Annotated in this window: 18 protein-coding genes and 1 pseudogene; 5 read left to right on the forward strand and 14 right to left on the reverse strand. The window is 47.5% G+C overall.

Going from position 1 to position 16,496, the window contains the following annotated elements:
• Window positions 1-213: 213 nt before the first annotated feature.
• From B9N86_RS24755 to B9N86_RS24765, 3 genes are read right to left on the reverse strand one after another with little or no spacing between them, the layout of a single operon-like run.
• Window positions 214-1,095 (reverse strand): diacylglycerol kinase, encoded by an 882-nt coding sequence (locus B9N86_RS24755; protein ID WP_208915748.1) that lies wholly within the window; start codon window positions 1,093-1,095, stop codon window positions 214-216.
• Window positions 1,096-1,123: 28 nt separating this feature from the next.
• A complete protein-coding gene (locus B9N86_RS24760) occupies window positions 1,124-1,879 on the reverse strand; it encodes a sirohydrochlorin chelatase (RefSeq protein ID WP_208915749.1) in 756 nt (251 codons plus the stop codon).
• Window positions 1,879-2,169 carry a YerC/YecD family TrpR-related protein gene (locus B9N86_RS24765; protein WP_208915750.1) on the reverse strand — a complete coding sequence of 97 codons (291 nt, stop codon included), beginning with the start codon at window positions 2,167-2,169 and terminating at the stop codon, window positions 1,879-1,881. Before B9N86_RS24765 ends, B9N86_RS24760 begins: the two co-directional genes overlap by 1 nt.
• Window positions 2,170-2,434: 265 nt before the next feature.
• Between B9N86_RS24765 and B9N86_RS24770 the strand changes: the two genes are divergently transcribed.
• The gene (locus tag B9N86_RS24770; RefSeq protein ID WP_208915751.1) at window positions 2,435-3,022 is read left to right on the forward strand and encodes a hypothetical protein; all 588 of its coding nucleotides are present in this window, start codon (window positions 2,435-2,437) and stop codon (window positions 3,020-3,022) included.
• Window positions 3,023-3,225: 203 nt separating this feature from the next.
• Here B9N86_RS24770 and corA read toward each other — a convergent pair.
• The 4 genes and pseudogenes from corA to B9N86_RS24790 all read right to left on the reverse strand — a co-directional run bounded on the left by corA (window position 3,226) and on the right by B9N86_RS24790 (window position 7,382).
• Window positions 3,226-4,183, reverse strand: a pseudogene (gene corA / locus B9N86_RS24775) (magnesium/cobalt transporter CorA).
• A gap of 126 nt (window positions 4,184-4,309) precedes the next feature.
• Entirely contained in the window at window positions 4,310-5,299 is a 990-nt protein-coding gene (locus B9N86_RS24780) for an inorganic phosphate transporter (RefSeq protein WP_208915752.1), read from the reverse strand.
• 13 nt (window positions 5,300-5,312) lie between these two features.
• Window positions 5,313-5,927, reverse strand: a complete 615-nt coding sequence (locus B9N86_RS24785; protein ID WP_208915753.1) for a DUF47 domain-containing protein — start codon at window positions 5,925-5,927, stop codon at window positions 5,313-5,315.
• A 213-nt stretch (window positions 5,928-6,140) separates the two neighbouring features.
• The gene (locus B9N86_RS24790; RefSeq protein WP_244562841.1) at window positions 6,141-7,382 is read right to left on the reverse strand and encodes a DUF3048 domain-containing protein; all 1,242 of its coding nucleotides are present in this window, start codon (window positions 7,380-7,382) and stop codon (window positions 6,141-6,143) included.
• Window positions 7,383-7,795: 413 nt separating this feature from the next.
• On the opposite strand from B9N86_RS24790, the gene B9N86_RS24795 reads away from it, so the two are divergent.
• The gene (locus B9N86_RS24795) at window positions 7,796-8,326 is read left to right on the forward strand and encodes a DoxX family protein (RefSeq protein WP_208915754.1); all 531 of its coding nucleotides are present in this window, start codon (window positions 7,796-7,798) and stop codon (window positions 8,324-8,326) included.
• 119 nt (window positions 8,327-8,445) lie between these two features.
• Here the strand turns inward: B9N86_RS24795 and B9N86_RS24800 are convergent, their stop codons facing one another.
• Together B9N86_RS24800 and B9N86_RS24805 are read right to left on the reverse strand one after the other, a co-directional pair.
• A complete protein-coding gene (locus B9N86_RS24800; RefSeq protein ID WP_208915755.1) occupies window positions 8,446-9,273 on the reverse strand; it encodes an alpha/beta hydrolase family protein in 828 nt (275 codons plus the stop codon).
• 174 nt (window positions 9,274-9,447) lie between these two features.
• Complete coding sequence (locus tag B9N86_RS24805; protein ID WP_208915756.1) at window positions 9,448-9,738, reverse strand: hypothetical protein; 291 nt, start codon at window positions 9,736-9,738, stop codon at window positions 9,448-9,450.
• Window positions 9,739-9,928: 190 nt separating this feature from the next.
• Here B9N86_RS24805 and B9N86_RS24810 point away from each other — a divergent pair, with 190 nt between their 5' ends.
• Both B9N86_RS24810 and B9N86_RS24815 read left to right on the forward strand, forming a co-directional pair.
• Window positions 9,929-10,270 (forward strand): PadR family transcriptional regulator, encoded by a 342-nt coding sequence (locus B9N86_RS24810; RefSeq protein ID WP_208915757.1) that lies wholly within the window; start codon window positions 9,929-9,931, stop codon window positions 10,268-10,270.
• The gene (locus tag B9N86_RS24815; RefSeq protein WP_208915758.1) at window positions 10,267-10,929 is read left to right on the forward strand and encodes a DUF1129 family protein; all 663 of its coding nucleotides are present in this window, start codon (window positions 10,267-10,269) and stop codon (window positions 10,927-10,929) included. The genes B9N86_RS24810 and B9N86_RS24815 overlap by 4 nt, the downstream gene beginning before the upstream one ends.
• Window positions 10,930-11,075: 146 nt before the next feature.
• Here the strand turns inward: B9N86_RS24815 and ilvA are convergent, their stop codons facing one another.
• Window positions 11,076-12,344, reverse strand: a complete 1,269-nt coding sequence (gene ilvA, locus B9N86_RS24820; protein ID WP_208915759.1) for a threonine ammonia-lyase IlvA — start codon at window positions 12,342-12,344, stop codon at window positions 11,076-11,078.
• 209 nt (window positions 12,345-12,553) lie between these two features.
• On the opposite strand from ilvA, the gene B9N86_RS24825 reads away from it, so the two are divergent.
• Entirely contained in the window at window positions 12,554-13,060 is a 507-nt protein-coding gene (locus tag B9N86_RS24825) for a DUF3231 family protein (protein WP_208915760.1), read from the forward strand.
• A 115-nt stretch (window positions 13,061-13,175) separates the two neighbouring features.
• On the opposite strand, the gene B9N86_RS24830 is transcribed toward B9N86_RS24825, so the two are convergent.
• From B9N86_RS24830 to B9N86_RS24845, 4 genes are all read right to left on the reverse strand, one after another.
• Window positions 13,176-13,376, reverse strand: a complete 201-nt coding sequence (locus B9N86_RS24830) for a DUF6199 family natural product biosynthesis protein (RefSeq protein WP_208915761.1) — start codon at window positions 13,374-13,376, stop codon at window positions 13,176-13,178.
• Between the two features lie 240 nt (window positions 13,377-13,616).
• On the reverse strand, window positions 13,617-14,186 hold the full coding sequence (locus B9N86_RS24835) for a helix-turn-helix domain-containing protein (protein ID WP_208915762.1): 570 nt from the start codon (window positions 14,184-14,186) through the stop codon (window positions 13,617-13,619).
• Window positions 14,187-14,218: 32 nt separating this feature from the next.
• Window positions 14,219-15,187, reverse strand: a complete 969-nt coding sequence (locus tag B9N86_RS24840) for an NAD-dependent epimerase/dehydratase family protein (RefSeq protein WP_208915763.1) — start codon at window positions 15,185-15,187, stop codon at window positions 14,219-14,221.
• A gap of 14 nt (window positions 15,188-15,201) precedes the next feature.
• A complete protein-coding gene (locus B9N86_RS24845) occupies window positions 15,202-16,395 on the reverse strand; it encodes a glycine C-acetyltransferase (protein ID WP_208915764.1) in 1,194 nt (397 codons plus the stop codon).
• Between the last annotated feature and the right edge of the window lie 101 nt (window positions 16,396-16,496).

Below are 16,496 nucleotides of genomic sequence, written 5' to 3' on the forward strand. Positions count from 1 at the left end.
ATGTGCTGCTCACTTCTTTCCATTCGACTTATAAAGCTCTTTTACCGTATATATCAAATGCGTGCACCCATACCACTCTATATTCCCTGTATCGAGCACATCCATAATCAAAATCTTACCCAACAACAAAAAGCCCCCATAGGGGAGCTTGTCGTAAAAGCTCCGTCCATCATTATACGGGAGCTTCCTATTACATTCAATCTAATTCATGCCTCACGTAAAAATCCGCAGATGCTGCGGCAAGTTGCGGAATGTTCCTGGCAGCACACCGCCGAACTCGCCGTCGAGATTCAGCTGCACTGGACCCGGGGAGACAACCTCCATATAATCGGTCCGGAAGTGGATGACCCTCTTATCGTTCAAATGCTCCCCGCGCAGGGCCAGGTGAACGACACGGACGAACTCCGCGAGATTGCATTTGCGCAGCGCAATGACGTCGAACAGACCGTCGTCGATGCTGGCGCCGGGGGCTAGCTTCTCGAAACCGCCAACCGAGTTGCTGTTTGCGATGAGGAACACCATGAACTCATCGTGGATCGGTGCCTGGCCGTTCGCGTTGATGATGAGCTCCTGCGGCGTCAGACTGACCATTTTCTCCAGACCCTTCAAATAATACGCCAGCTGCCCGATCATCGTCTTGAGCTTGCTTGGAACTTCGTACGTAAGCTCCGTCAGTGTACCGCCGCCCGCAATATTAATGAAGTAACGGTCATTGGCCTTGCCGAGATCAATCGGCCTTGTCTCATTCCGAATCACCAGATCGCAGTATTCCTCCCAGTTCTTCGAAATGCCAAGCGCCCGTGCAAAGTCATTCGTCGTTCCTAGCGGGAACACACCCAAAGGTGGAATATTTTCTTTCTCCGCCATGCCGTTAATGACTTCATTCAATGTTCCGTCGCCACCAGCAGCAATGATGAGGTCATAACCCCGATCCACTGCTTCCGCGGCTGCGAGAGTCGCATCCCCCTCGCCAGTTGTCGCATGACAAGAGGTCTCAATACCTGCGTTGTCCAGACGTTGCAATATATCGGCCAGACGCCGCTTCATTTCCTCCCGCCCAGAGGTGGGGTTATAAATTAACCGTGCTTTTCTCATTTACGATACGCCACCTGTATTCATAATTTCAAGGGTTCAAGAAGGTACGAACCTGACGCAGCATCCACTGCGGAAGCAGCGGGTGAGGCAGCAGCGTTCGGCCTGAATAACGACACAAAAGCCCCTCCAGCTGGTCCGGAATCACCTTCTCGGTAAAATATCCCTCACTTAAAAAAAGCGGAGCCACGATTACCTCGCAGCCGCGCTCCTTCCATTCTACCACCTTTTCCCGGATATTTCCGGGATTCAGCAGCGCAGCATCCGCAAACGTCCCGCTTACTTCCGCCACCCGTAGAGCCAGAGAATTTATCCCAAGCTCCCAGCGGGTGCGAAACAACTCATGTCGGCTGCCATGACCGACCAGAAGTACGACTTCTTTCGAAGGTTCACAAGACAGCTCACGAACTTTATCCCATACCATGACGGCAATATCCGGATCATCGTCGACTGGGGTACCAAAATGGACCCGTGCCTTCACCTCAAATGGTTCGAGATCCGTCTCCTTGTCGGGCACAGACTTTACACCCAAAGCGTATGCTATTTCATCAATATGAGTGCTACCCGACGATACGAACAAAGGAATAACCAGCATGTCCGTGACACCCTGGCCTTCCAATGCTAATATACCGTCTTGAATGAGGCGACCTTCTACTAACTCCAGATATGAAGCCACTACCGGTACATCCACATCCTTGGCCAGCTCCCGTACAGCCTCGTCCACCAGCGATACCCAAGTCTCTTCTCTGGAGCCATGACTGATGACTAGCACTCCAGATTTCATCATTAACGCCCTAAACGTTCCAGCGCCATTTTATACCCATCATTACCATAGTTCAAACACCGTTTCACACGAGAGATTGTTGCTGTGCTGGCTCCGGTTTCTGCTTCTATCTGGTTGTATGTGCACCCTTTTCCCAACATCCGCGCGACTTCCAGTCGCTGAGACAAAGATTGAATTTCGTTGACTGTGCAGAGATCATCGAAAAATACATAACATTCTTCCACACTCTCCAATGTCAGGACTGATTCAAATAATTGATCGATGCTTTTATCATTTAATTTTTTTAATTGCACTAGATCATCCCCTACCGTTACTTATACGCACCTTCATTGTACCCGAGCAGATACAGTCTTTTCAAGCATTAACGATTTCACGCACTACAGGACAACCATATCATCGGCTTTTTTATGGAAAAATACACCTAAAAAAATCACTAATGGCCCACATGGGCACCCGCCCGATTCCGCTCCTATCCCGTAAACAAGGGCAAACGCCTAAGCCATTAGCCCGCCTATTTCATACAGTATAGTAAATCATTCAAAAAGGAAAGTGATAAACATGCCAAGTCATTACCATTATCACCACCGCCGCCCATCGAACCAGCGGGCAATCAGCGAAATGCCGCCTGCATCGCCTTATCCCGGTGTTAATCCATATGCTGACTTCCCTGAAGAGGTTGGGACTCCCTCCCTCTATCCTTATTCAAATGCGGCGCAACCACCCTTCACACCCTTTGATGGAGCGTCTGATGTAGGAACGAATCTTCCGGTTCCTGTATCCGCGGTCACCACTGCTCCTTCCACCGGTGGATCCGGCGGTCTAAGTAGCTTGCTCAGCGGACTTAACCTCAGCAATATCGATGTCAAAGGCATTATTGAGCGAATGGGCGGAATTGATGGACTCGTTGCGAACGTGGGCAAAGTCCAGAAAGTCATGCAAGGCTTCCAACAGCTCGCACCCATGATGTCTCTCTTTGCCGGAGTGTTTGGCAAAAAAGGCAAGGGGGCTTCCTCCAATAAAACTACCGACTTCAAGAACAGCAGTTATGGATATACCCCGAGAAAACGTCGTTCCTCCTCAGCCGCCAGACGGAGATCCGGCTCACGCAGGCCCTCTTCAGGTGGACGAAAGCGCCGGCGATCTTAAGCTGGCGCTCCACGTCTTACGCTTATGAAGCCCGTTAACTCGAAAGTTCATATTGAATCAGCACCATGGCCAATCCAAGTGAGAGGGGGCATTCGTTGCCTTACACTTGGTTTGGCCTATTCAGCATAACATTCATGGAGTATCACCTACATCCTCCTGAAACGATGAAACCGCTTAAGATTACAACCGCCACCCGACATGGCTTATTTGAACCAGCCCCGCCGTATGAACCATAATACCATGCTTCCCCCCAGCAGGAACATGAGCAGGAGCACAGCTCCATATCCGAAACTCCAATGCAGCTCTGGCATAACATCAAAAATTCATTCCGTAAATGCCGGCGATCAGCGTCAAGGGCATAAAGATCGTTGTAATGACGGTCAATGTCTTCATAATATTGTTCATCCGGTTGGAATTCAAAGATATGTAACTGTCACGCAGGTCTGCCGTCATCTCTCTGTCCACCTCGATCATATCTGTCAGCTTCAGCAAATGGTCATAAATATCTGAGAAATAAGCGTGATGACCGTGCTTCTGAACATGCTGCGAATTCACGACCCGGTACAGTAGATCTCTCATCGGCACGACTGTCCGTCTCAGCTTCAAAAGCTTGGAGCGCAGGGAAAACACCTGATGCATCAGGTCCTCTATAGATTCTTCTCCGCCTTTGCTCTCAATCTCTGCCAGTTCATCCTCTATGGCAAACAAGCTCGGGAAATATTGGTCGACCAACTTGTCCATGACCGTATAAGCAGAAAAGGTAGCTCCATTCGACTTAATACCTCTCTGCTTTGCACCTTCCGTTACCCTCTCCCATGCCTCATCTACCTCAATCAAGGGCTGCATATGAAATGACACAAATAGCGATGGCGACAGGAAGAAGTCGACCTCCACAGCTTCCAGGTTATCCGGGTCTAGAGCATGCAGAACAAGAAACTGCTGATCCTCATAATAGTCAAGCTTGGGTCTCTGCAAAACATGAAGGCAGTCTTCAACCGCGAGCGGGTGAAAATGAAAATACGTTTCCAGCATCCTGGACTCCTCCGTCGTCGGCGTATTAAAATCGACCCAGACCCAATCGTATTCCTCCAGATTGAGCTCTTCCAGGGGAAGTCCAATGACAGCCTCACGGCTGCGGGTCACGGCTAACGTTCGAATCATATCCTCAGCCCCCTTTTTCTAAAAGTCTCATCAAAACAATCTTCTATTATATTTTAAACAAAAAAGCCAATCTTATATGATTGGCTCCACACTATCCTATATATATGTGTATGTGTTGTCTGGTTTCTAGAATAAAATCTTGAAGATAAGACCTGCAAGCAGTGCCGTGATCGGAATGGTAATAAACCAAGTTATTACAATACGACCCGCAAGAGACCATTTAACGGCCGAAAAGCGTTTGGCTGAGCCAACACCGAGTATGGCTGAAGTGATAGCATGGGTTGTACTGATCGGCAGGTGAAGCAACGTAGCCGAAAAAATAACAGATGCGCCGGTAAAATCAGCTGCGAACCCGTTAATCGGCTCGATTTTGAATATTTTGGTACCCATGGTTTTGATGATCTTCCATCCGCCCACCGAAGTACCGAGCGCCATTGCCGTTGCTGCAGACAACTTAACCCAAAACGGAACTTCCATTTCGCTCAGCTGACCTGAGGTCACGAGTGCGAACGTGATAATCCCCATCGCTTTCTGCGCATCATTCGTACCATGCGTGAAGGATTGGAGTGCCGCTGTAAAGATCTGCATCGTACGGAAACCTTTGTTTACCGTATGCGGACTCTTTTTGGCAAAGATCACTTTGAGCAGCTGCATGATCAGATAACCGACAACAAAAGCGATGATCGGCGATAGAATGAGCGCAAGCACGATGTCGGTAAATCCGGCATAGTTCAGCTTATCGCTTCCTGCTCCGACAAATACTGCCCCTGCCAAAGCACCAATAAGCGCATGTGAAGAGGAGGACGGAATTCCGAACCACCAAGTCGCGAGGTTCCAAATGATTGCGGCGATGAGTGTTGCAATTACAACCTCAATTCCGTTGTCAAGCGTTGTCGGATCCGCTACACTGCCGCCGATCGTTTTGGCTACGCCGGTAAATAACATCGCACCTAAAAAGTTCATGGAAGCGGCCATGATAATCGCCGTCCGAGGCTTTAACGCCCGTGTTGACACCGAGGTTGCGATAGCATTTGCCGTATCGTGGAACCCGTTAATAAAGTCAAACGCGAGTGCCAGAAATACGACGATACCTAATACGAGCATAGTTGTATCCATAGTTCAGGACCCCTTACGAATTACGCATAATGATAGATTCGAGCATATTTGCCACGTCTTCGCAAGTGTCCGTGGTAGTCTCAAGACGTTCGTAAATCTCTTTGCGTTTGATCAGTTCGATCGGATCAGATACTGTAGCGAACAAATCTTTAATACAAATACGCAGCAGCTCATCACCTTGGTTTTCCAGGTCATTCAGACGAATGGTATACTCACGAATAGCCAGCAGCTTCTTCTGCGAGAGCAGATGAATCGCCTTCTGGATTTCGTAAGAGGATTGACGCAAGATTTCGCCAAACTGAACGATATACTCGTCCGGCTGGCCCAACTGATACATATAAAATCGGGCTGCAGTGGCTTCAAGACCATCCATTACATCATCCATACTGGTTGTCAAATCCATGATGTCGTCGCGTTCAATTGGCGTAATAAATGTTTTGTTGAGTTCCGTGATGATGGTATGTGTGAAAGTGTCACACTTGGACTCAAATTTTTTCATTTCATTAGCAAATTCTGTAACATCTTGTAGATTAGAAACGTGCTGTGAGAAATAATCTGCTGCTTGCACGATTGTATCGGCCATATTCTCCAACGTCTGGAAGAATATATCCTTTTTCTTCAATTTCATACTCTAACCCCTTTACGAAAAATTGCCATGAACGTCGAAATGAAAAGAAAAGACAACCTTGATTATCTTATCACATACAATGAAACGTGTGTACTACAAAGTATTGTCTAAAAACGCCCAAAATCGCAAAAAAAGCCGAGCAATACGCTTACATTTTGAAGACTATAATTATAACTTACCCGCTTCGATGTCGTTTATCCCAGCAAATCCGAATTATGGATTAGTAATTGTAATATGTGTGTCGAAAGCGGGACTGTTTGGCACGATGTTGAAATAGGTCGTTCCTGGAACCAAAGGCACTTCTTTACCGTCTTTCATGAAACGGATGACGTCTCCGGCTGAACGAACCCACTGTCCCTTAATGACCTTCCCCTGCTGGAACAGCATCGCTTCTCCACCCGGATCAATGTCTACAGCCAGTCTACCAACATCGTCGAGCACTTTATGGTTCGCCCCCAGCACAATGACATTGGTAGCTGTAAGCACGGAATTGTTATTCAGATCGATATGCGGCTGGCCGTTAATAGATCTTTGATACAGCTTAGATTGTTCATCATAGGCGTACCCTACCACATAATTTTTCAGCAAAAAGGTAATGTCGACCTTCGCTGCGGCTTCGCCCGCTGGGACGTCTGCAGATACAGATCCACTATCCGAGACTGGTTCCGCTGCCTCTGCAGATACAGATCCACTATCCGAGCCTGATTCCGCTGCCTCTGCAGATATAGATCCACTATCCGAGCCTGGTTCCGCTGCCTCTGCAGATATAGATCCACTATCCGAGTCTGGTTCCGCTACCTCTTCCTTCATAAAAGTATACTTCGGTATCGTCACATCACCTGAAAACTTATGCTTGTCCGCTCCTTCACGAAGCTTCTCATCACTGGAGTACAAGTTATGAGGTGCCTTGCGATCCTTCTCCCGCCAAAAATAAGCTCCGGCATTGCCGATCTCATCGAGATCCTGCTTGCCCTGTTTCTTGATGATGGAATACGCTTCCGGACTTCCTCCCGCATGAACAAGGACGCCGCCATAGCTTTCGCCTATATTAATCAGATAAGGCCGGATGCTGCGGATCGGACCGATCTTCTCAATACCGGTCTGGCTTTGGAAAATAGCGATCAGACGTGTGATTCCGCCTTCTGCCAGCACCTCATAGACAATGTCTGCCTGGCTGAGTCCAGATTGCGGCCGCGCGGCAGGCGCATTGTTGATCATAACAGACAGCGGTCTCCGATTGGATGCCTCTTCAAGCGGCATTCCTGTAAGCGGTGCCGTAAATGCAGCAGTCTCCTTCCCAGGCGGTGTTTCCGCTGGCGATTCCACTGGAGTCTGGACCTCTGGCGTTACGACAGGCTCTTCCTTTTTTCCCCCACTACATGCAGACAGCATGAGCACCGCCGAGATGGACAGAATGCTTGTCCTCCACACGGATTTTCTTTTGTTCAACAACATCTTCGTTTTCCCCCTAATTTCATAACACTCCCAAATTCTAATCCAATAAATCTCAAGTTGAACTGACAGTTAGACCATATTTTACATTTAATCATAAAACGCATTATTTGTCTGTAAATGTACATTATAGAAGGAAAATGACTTAGGTATAACACTTTTAAAACGAGAAGGGGTATGGACCCACAAATCGCTAGGCGTACGCTCTATACATCTTTGTTTTTCATGAAATCGCATCCATTTAAAGATGTTTAAAAATAATTTTAAATTTTATGTAAGAGTGTGATTTAAATCACAAGGTACGTGATTTTTTTCACTTATAATTAAGCCATGAAAGAGATGATCATCTTCCATAAAAACAAAAAAGCAATCAGCAAAATAACACGAAATTATAAATCATCTAAGGAGTGGTTCATATGTTTAACCAATGGCTGAGAGAGAATAAAATTGCAATGTGGCTTCTGACCGTCATTCGGGTCTATGTTGGTTACGAGTGGTTAACAGCAGGTTGGGGCAAGTTAACAGGCGGATTTGACGCCGCAGGGTTCATGCAGGGGGCAATCGCAAAGGCAGCGGGTGACCACCCCGCCGTACAAGGATGGTGGGCTGCGTTCCTGGAACATGCCGCACTGCCTGGAGTAAAAATCTTCAACGTCCTTGTACCGCTTGGTGAATTCCTGGTAGGTCTTGGACTCATTCTCGGAACGTTTACCACCTTTGCTGCACTGATGGGACTCGTGATGAACGCAGCGTTCCTCTTCTCGGGTACTGTGAGCACCAACGCACAATTGCTACTACTTGAAGTACTCATCATCGTTGCAGCCGCTAATGCTGGTAAAATCGGTCTTGATCGCTATGTCCTCCCTTACCTTCGTGGATTGTTTAACAAAGGCGGACGAACAACCTATGGCGACAGTGCTCCAAAGTTTAAAAAGCGCACCGTGTAAAGAACAATCTCAAGCTCGAAATTCATTGTTCCACATATAGAGAAACCATACTAACTTCAATCCTAATAAGTATCGAAAAGACCTCCGCTTCACCCGAACAGGTGAAGCGGAGGTCTTTGTCATATCATCCAATGCTGCCAATCCTGCTGAACGCTCTCCAGCTCGTTCAACCATTCCCGAGTCCGTTTCAACAGCTGTGATCGCTGCAGCCCCGCAGAATACGTATGATCTCCCTGGAAGATAATCTCTTTATCACAGCGTCCCTCGGGACGCATCCAGAACACTTTTTGATACAGGAACGCATAATCGACCGGGATAATTTCGTCAGACGTTCCGTGGATGACCAGCACATCTCCAGTGAACTTGATCGCCTCCTGAAACGGCTGCCCCGCTGCAAGCGATTCGAAAAACGCCGGTGTGAATTCATAGCCGAGGTAATCTGCTTTTCCAGATTTCACGGACGCGTCGTACACGTCACGGCCCGTAATAGTCACAATATCATTAAACGGATAACCTACAGCCGACCATAGAACAAGATTCTTGACCCGGCGGTCGCGGACAGCTGTCTGAAGCGCTACGGCTCCTCCAAGACTGTGACCGATTAGCGTCACCCGGGTTGGGTCAACATCGGTGCATCTCAGTCCGTAATCTAGTACGGAACGGGTCTGAGCAATCATGGACTCCAGCCCTTCAGCTCCGTAGCAGCCAGAGCTTTCTCCGCAGCCGATATAATCGAAGCGGAGTACCATATACCCATCCTCTGCAAGCTCCCGCGCTGTCTTCACGAACAGGCGATCCACGCCGATCCGGCTTCCGACGAAGCCGTGGCAGATGACAACGAGTGGAACACGATTGCAGCGCCCTTCCTGTCGCCCGTCTTTAGACGGATAATGTATACTTGCCGTTAGTTCCTCCTGATTGTGACGGATGATGATCTGCCGCTCCATGTCCATTCCTCCCCGAAAGACTTTTCATATATAATAATAATTCCGATAAGTTTAATATGAATTAATTAAAATTATCTTAGCATTACCTATATGAGTTGTCAACGGGACGGAACGGGCCATTTTTGAACCACATCAAAAAGTGATATTTATAACATTCAACTGTCTCTCTTCATCTTATTCGTAGCTGCGACGGAACATGGAGTGTGTCTCGACCCGGCCGCTCCAGTCATTCATCCACTGTGCATCATCACGTTCATTAGCCCAAAGGTTTAATCCGCTTGCCTCTCCTTCTTCCGTTTCAGCTCCGATTGTCTCTTCCGACGAAACTAGATTCATGCTGCCTGCAGCAAAAGGGTGATCGTCTGGAGTTATAATCCCGATGTCCGTATCGACGCCATCCATTCTTTCCCCTTCTGAAGCCTGTCTTTCTGCCGCTGTGCTGCGTGCATTGTACTCTTGTGTCATACGAATGTTCCCTTTCGTGTGTGGTTGTTCCTGAATGTTCATTCAAGATTGCTTATATTGTTAAGAAGCTGACGGGGAATTATTCTCTTTTTGTCAAAGGTTCACTTTTCTCACACATTAACTTGCAATACAAGGTAGATCATTGTAAACTATGTTGTATTACAACATACTCAGCTCAAAGGAGTTTGCCATGACAACGCAAAGTCAGATGCTAAAAGGGATATTGGAAGGCTGCATCCTGTCACTAATGGAAAATCGCGAAGTGTACGGATACGAGCTCAGCACCCTGCTTGAACAGAGCGGCTTAACGTTCGTTAGCGAAGGCAGCATTTACCCCCTTCTCCTCCGGATGCAGAAAGAGCAATTGATTGAGGGCACGCTCCGTTCAGACACCGGCTCCGGCGGACCTCCCCGGAAATATTACAACCTGACGGAGAAGGGACTGGACACCTTATCTCAATTTAAACAGCATTGGGGTACGCTGAAGCATAGTGTGGATCACATTTTAGACAACGGAGGAACAAAGTCATGAAGATTAAACAGATGGTCCGGGAAAACAACCGGCTACAAGAGCTGATGACACCATCCAACTTGAAATATTACGAAGACATGGTCGTCTATATCCGTACCAGTGCTGTAAATGAAGCCCGGGGTGAAGAGCTTTTGCTCGAGATGGCCCAGCATCTGCTGGATGCCCAGAGCAAGGGCAAAAGTGCGAAAGAAGTCTTCGGCAACGATCCTGAGGCATATTGCGCAGAGCTTGTAGAGAATTTGCCCAAGCTGAAGGGTCTAAGCCAGATCCAGCTTAGCTTGATGATTCCTTGGGTGGCGCTAACCTGGTTCTTTTTCGCCCAAGCTCTGGTCGGTTTCTTCACGATGATGACGGGTGGTAATGTGGAGAAAATGTCTCAAGTTCGTATATCCACCCTTCTGCTCGTTGCTGCAGGCTCCTATATTTTGATCAAACTGATCATGAACCTGATGAACAAAGATGCCTTCCAGCCAGAAGACAGCAAACGTAAAATCAACATTCGCAACATGGGAATTTATATCGCGGTCGTTGTCGTCATCCTGGTTGCAGGGGTTTGGCTTGGCCGCTCTCTTCCCGTTCTCATTATCCCGCCTTGGGCTAGCCTCGTTATTTTCATTGTCGGTTTGATCGGAACCAAAGTTTTTTTCTCCAGAAAATAAATCGTCTTTACTTGGATCAAGAATAAAGATAGTCATAGTCCAAAAGAGCCTGCATTCCTTGGAACGGAATGCAGGCTCTTTTTACATGTAGAATCGTATGACGATGAGTATGTCGGTTGTCAGAGCTTAGGTCTTGCTCCTGCGGATTAGATCAGCAGGTTAAACAGGTTCATGTTTTTGTTGAGTTCGGTGTAATCGAGTCCTTTCCGGTTCATCCGCTCGACCAACGGACCGTAATCCTCCGGATGTAGCAGCTCAATCCCGACTAGTGCGGGACCGTCCTCTTTATTGTGCTTCTTCGTATATTCAAACCGTGCGATATCGTCGTCTGGTCCAAGCACTTCCTCCAGAAACTCACGCAGTGCTCCCGCACGTTGCGGGAAGTTGATCATGAAATAATGCTTCAAACCTTCATAGATCAGAGAACGCTCCTTGATCTCCTGCATACGGTCGATGTCGTTGTTGCCGCCGCTAATAACGCAAACTACAGTTTTACCTCTGATCTTGTCACCATACAGATCCAGGGCTGCTACGGACAGGGCCCCAGCCGGCTCAACCACGATGGCATTCTCATTGTACAGCTCCAAGATGGTTGTGCACGCTTTGCCTTCGGGAACCATGACGATATCGTCCAGAAGTTCATTACAAATTTCATAGGGGAGCTGGCCGACTCTTTTGACCGCGGCACCATCAACAAACTTATCGATCTCTTTAAGCGTAACCACCTCACCGCGTTCCTTGGCTTCAATCATGGAAGCCGCCCCCAACGGTTCAACACCAATCATCTGGGTCATCGGACTGACGGTTTTGACATAAGTCGATATTCCGGCTGCAAGACCGCCGCCACCAATGGTGACAAACATATAATCCGCCGGTGCGTCTAGCTCTTCCATCACTTCCATCCCGATCGTTCCGTTACCCGCTACAATGCGGGGTTCATCGAATGGATGAATGAAGGTCATCCCCTGTTCTTCGCATATCTTGATTGCTTCAGCATACGCATCGTCAAATGTATCTCCGGTCAGAATGACCTCCACGCTGCTCCCGCCAAAACGTTTGACCTGCTTCACCTTCTGGTTCGGTGTGGTGCTTGGCATAAAGATTTTGCCGCGAATGTTAAGCACCTTGCATGAAAAAGCCACGCCCTGAGCATGGTTTCCGGCACTCGCGCATACAATGCCTGCTGCCAGTTCCGCTTCGGTTAAGCTGCGGATCATGTTGTAGGCGCCCCGGATTTTAAAGGACCGGACCACCTGTAGATCTTCACGTTTCAAGTACACATTACAGCCGTATTTGGCAGACAGCACCGCATCCCGCTGCAACGGTGTCCGTATGATCACCTCACGCAGCACGTGGTGAGCACGTACGATATCTTCCATACCAACTGTTTTTTTCTGAGTTTGCGTTTCTTTCATAATCCCACTCCACTTCGCCGCCCGGGTGGCGGATCGCCTTCCGTCTACCCTTGAACTTGTTTTATTTATCCTATTGTATCACTTTTCATGAAATTTACTTGGGTCATTTCACTAGTTATGAAAAGAGGCTTAGTATATCCGCATGAACTTCCAATCCAAAGGCCATAATAATATTCGTTAAATATCAAACGATAAGGAGCTACTAAAAAATGGGTATTCTAAACGGTAATCCCAAAGATGAGCCGATGCATTACGGTGAAATTTTTGTTGTGTGGACAGCTTCTACGGTTGCTAAAGGCGCCGTCTCCTGCTACAAAGCCTATTTAAACCACGCCGGGGACAACGATCTCAAAAAAATACTGAAAGACCTGATCGATCAAGCCTCGCTGGAAATTAAGGAACTCGATAAATTACTCACGGATAACGGAATTGCTCCTGCTCCCGCGTTACCTGAACGACCTGAAGTCAAACTTGAGGACATTCCTGCGGGTGCACGATTCACAGATCCGGAAATCGCTGCTACAATTGCAATGGAAACCGCAGCTGGACTTGTGGCATGTAGCCAAGCTATGGGACAGTCCATTCGGGTGGACATCGGTGCCTTATTTGCTAAGTACCATCTTGCCATGGCAGGATTAGGCGTAAGAATCCTCCAGATGAATAAAGAAAAAGGATGGCTTATCCCTCCACCCCTTCAGATGAAGCAACCTGAATAAGCTAATAACCCGCTCCTTTGAGCGGGTTATTGATTTATTTTTACATGGATTGCATGTGACCTTATTTTTATTTCCAGAGAATCGTAGACCTGCCCAAGCAGTCTCTTCCTTTATATTAAAAAAGCATACCAAACATGATAATTACGACACCCATTATTGAACATACTACTCCGCCATACCGTGTAAAAGATAATTGGACATCGCTTCGTTCAAAATCATCATCGATTCTTCTGAACAACCATAATTCTGGATTTTTGTTAGCAATCAGGCCAACCGCAATCACAGCAAGACCAAGCAGTATCGGAAAAACTGACATTTGATCAACTCCTTTAGAGATAAATACTTATTTTTTATTTCATCCTTAATCATCCTGTAAGCAGTTTCATAACAATATACTTCTCTTAGTTATTTAATTTCCCTTCTTATGAATAAGAAATATGTACCATTTTTACTGGATGTTTCTAAGCAAATCCACGAAACAAAAAAACGCAACCACGTATGGCTGCGTTCCTTAAAGTAAATCGATATTTCAATGATATTAAAAACAGGAGGTCATTTAACGACGAGCTGCGGCATCCGCATAGAATATAATGGTGTAAAATTTCGTGGTCTTCTTGCCCGGATTACGATATCGATGCGGCCGGTTAGCAGAGAAATGGACGGAGTTGCCGGCAGGAACCGTATAACTTTCGTCTTCACGCCAGAGTTCAAGCTCCCCCTCATGCACAAAAATATATTCCTCGACGCCGTCATTATGTGCTTCAGACCCGTGGTCACACCCCGGATCCATCACCACCATATAAGACTCAAATTTGGTACGCAGATTATAAGAAAACAACGGATAAACTCGGTAAGCACCCTCTGCCTCATGAAAAGGCTCCACCTCATCAGGCGACACTACGGTCACTTCGGTTTCCGACTCCTCAATGAGTGTGGTGAATGAAATGCCCAGTCCGCTAACGATTCGCCACAGTACGGAAATTGTCGGGTTTGAATCTCCGCGTTCGATTTGTCCTAGCATGGCTTTGCTTACACCGGTCAACTCGGCAACGTTATCGAGGCTTAAGCCCCGTGATTTACGAATTGCTTGTAAATTTCTCCCTACTTTTTTATGAATGGGTTCCAATCGAACAATATCCTCCTTCTGATCCTAAGCGGTTAACTGATCTTGCTCTGATCAGCCTGCAGCTTCACCATAAGCTTTGACACCATATCATCGGTCATATGGTTCAAATCATATTGTACATCAAATCCCCATTCTTCGCGTGCTGCCGTTGCATCAATGGAATCCGGCCATTCGTTTGCGATGGCTTGGCGGACCGGATCCACATCATAATCAAGCATAAATTCCGGAATATGCCGGCGGATGTTGGCGGCAATTCCTTCAGGATCAACACTCATCGCCGTTACATTAAAGGCATTGCGATGCTTCAGCTTGGAAGGGTCTGCCTCCATGAGTGTGATAACGGCTTGGATAGCGTCCGGCATGTACATCATATCAAGGTATGTCCCTTTATTAATATAGGAAGTATAGCTACCGCTGCGGATAGCAGCTCCATACATTTCAACCGAGTAATCAGTTGTTCCTCCTCCCGGAGGCGCTGAGTGGGATATCAGACCTGGAAAACGTAAGCCACGGGTGTCCACTCCATATTTATGGTAATAGTAATCACATAGCAGCTCACCCGCAACCTTGCTGACACCATACATCGTTAAAGGACGCTGCAGCGTGTCCTGCGGTGTGGCATTTTTGGGGGTGTCTGATCCAAATGCTGCTATGGAGCTCGGTGTAAAGAACTGACAGGACAACGCCCGCGCCGTCTCCAGCCCGCTTAACAAACCGCCCATGTTCAGGTGCCAAGCAAGCGCTGGATCTGATTCTGCTTTAGCGGACAAAAGTGCTGCAAGGTGAATAATTGTATCTGCCTTGTGCTCCCTTGCCGCCTCATAAAATGCAGTGCTATCCGTTACATCTAATGTTCTGAACGGTCCTAACTGTACCGTTTCATGATGGATCTGGCGAATATCTGTCGCGAGTACGGCTTCTTCACCGTAGATTTGCCGCAATTTCGCCACCAAATCACAACCGATCTGACCGAGCGCACCTGTTACCATAATCCGTTTCATTGTTTCGTGCCCCCTTAACGAACCAGACCCAGTTCGCGTCCGATGGTTTCATATGCGGAGAGTGCGCGATCCAGCATCTCCCTAGTATGCATAGCGGTAGGCATGTTACGAACTCTTCCTGTCCCTTTCGGTACTGTCGGGAACACGATCGCTTTGGCATATACGCCTTCTTCGTACAATCTGATGCTGAACTTCTGTGTTGTCACCTCGTCCCCGATGATGCAAGGCGTTATCGGAGTTTCCGTAGACCCTATAGAATAACCAAGATTTTTGAGCCCTTCCTGCAGGTATCTGGTATTCTCCCAGAGCTTGGTTTGAAGCTCATTACTGTTCTGAAGAATGTCAACAGCGCTAATACAAGCGGCAACAGTGCCTGGAGGCAATGCCGTTGAGAACAGGAACGGCCGGCTGCGGACCTTGAGCCAATCAACTAGATCACGGGATCCGGCAACATACCCTCCGACCACACCGACAGCCTTGGACAAAGTTCCGATCTGAATATCCACCCTGTCCGACAATCCGAAATGCTTCACAGTCCCCGCTCCGCCCCCAAGAACCCCAGAACCGTGGGCATCATCTACATATGTGATAAGATCATAGGCTTCCGCAATCTCTACAATTTCCGGAAGCTTCGCAATGTCGCCATCCATCGAGAACACGCCATCGGTAATGACCATGATCTTGTCGTATTGCCCGGACTCTCTCGCTTCTTTTGCTTTGGTCCGCAAATCTTCCATATCCGAGTGGTTATAACGAATAGCCTTCGCTTTAGTTAAACGACAGCCATCGATGATAGACGCGTGGTTTAATTCATCGGATAGTATTGCATCACCGGCCCCCATCACAGCCGAGATCGCCGCCATGTTACAATTAAAACCGGATTGAAACGTAAGTACCGCTTCCGTTCCTTTGAAATGTGCAAGCCTCTCTTCAAGCTCAACATGAAGGGTTAGAGTTCCGTTAATAGAGCGGACAGCGCCGCTTCCCGTACCAAAATCGTTTGTTGCCCGGATGGCTGCTTCCTTCAATCGTTCATCATTCGCAAGGCCCAGATAGTTATTGGAGGATAGATTCACAAATTCACGGCCCTGAATGGTGATCAATGGACCATTCGGACTTTCAAGAGGCTGGATCGTATTATAGAGTCCCTGTCCCTTGAGCTCTGTAAGATTCTGCTGCAAGAAAGCGCTTAACATTTTGCTTGCCATATAAATTCCCTCCCATGGGTATGGATCTCAAACGATACCTTTTAATTACAATTTCATTGTATGCAAAATATTACACTTATGCAATATACCGCACAAAGATA

This window comes from Paenibacillus uliginis N3/975, assembly GCF_900177425.1.
GTDB lineage: Bacteria > Bacillota > Bacilli > Paenibacillales > Paenibacillaceae > Paenibacillus_AQ > Paenibacillus_AQ uliginis.

Coding starts and splice junctions, on each gene's coding strand:
- B9N86_RS24830 (WP_208915761.1), bottom strand. CDS start 13,376: ATGTCAGTTTTTCCGATACTGCTTGGTCTTGCTGTGATTGCGGTTGGC.
- B9N86_RS24755 (WP_208915748.1), bottom strand. CDS start 1,095: ATGAGAAAAGCACGGTTAATTTATAACCCCACCTCTGGGCGGGAGGAA.
- B9N86_RS24825 (WP_208915760.1), top strand. CDS start 12,554: ATGGGTATTCTAAACGGTAATCCCAAAGATGAGCCGATGCATTACGGT.
- B9N86_RS24785 (WP_208915753.1), bottom strand. CDS start 5,927: ATGAAATTGAAGAAAAAGGATATATTCTTCCAGACGTTGGAGAATATG.
- B9N86_RS24845 (WP_208915764.1), bottom strand. CDS start 16,395: ATGGCAAGCAAAATGTTAAGCGCTTTCTTGCAGCAGAATCTTACAGAG.
- B9N86_RS24770 (WP_208915751.1), top strand. CDS start 2,435: ATGCCAAGTCATTACCATTATCACCACCGCCGCCCATCGAACCAGCGG.
- B9N86_RS24810 (WP_208915757.1), top strand. CDS start 9,929: ATGACAACGCAAAGTCAGATGCTAAAAGGGATATTGGAAGGCTGCATC.
- B9N86_RS24795 (WP_208915754.1), top strand. CDS start 7,796: ATGTTTAACCAATGGCTGAGAGAGAATAAAATTGCAATGTGGCTTCTG.
- B9N86_RS24815 (WP_208915758.1), top strand. CDS start 10,267: ATGAAGATTAAACAGATGGTCCGGGAAAACAACCGGCTACAAGAGCTG.
- B9N86_RS24760 (WP_208915749.1), bottom strand. CDS start 1,879: ATGATGAAATCTGGAGTGCTAGTCATCAGTCATGGCTCCAGAGAAGAG.
- B9N86_RS24790 (WP_244562841.1), bottom strand. CDS start 7,382: ATGTTGTTGAACAAAAGAAAATCCGTGTGGAGGACAAGCATTCTGTCC.
- B9N86_RS24800 (WP_208915755.1), bottom strand. CDS start 9,273: ATGGAGCGGCAGATCATCATCCGTCACAATCAGGAGGAACTAACGGCA.
- B9N86_RS24805 (WP_208915756.1), bottom strand. CDS start 9,738: ATGACACAAGAGTACAATGCACGCAGCACAGCGGCAGAAAGACAGGCT.
- B9N86_RS24780 (WP_208915752.1), bottom strand. CDS start 5,299: ATGGATACAACTATGCTCGTATTAGGTATCGTCGTATTTCTGGCACTC.
- ilvA (WP_208915759.1), bottom strand. CDS start 12,344: ATGAAAGAAACGCAAACTCAGAAAAAAACAGTTGGTATGGAAGATATC.
- B9N86_RS24840 (WP_208915763.1), bottom strand. CDS start 15,187: ATGAAACGGATTATGGTAACAGGTGCGCTCGGTCAGATCGGTTGTGAT.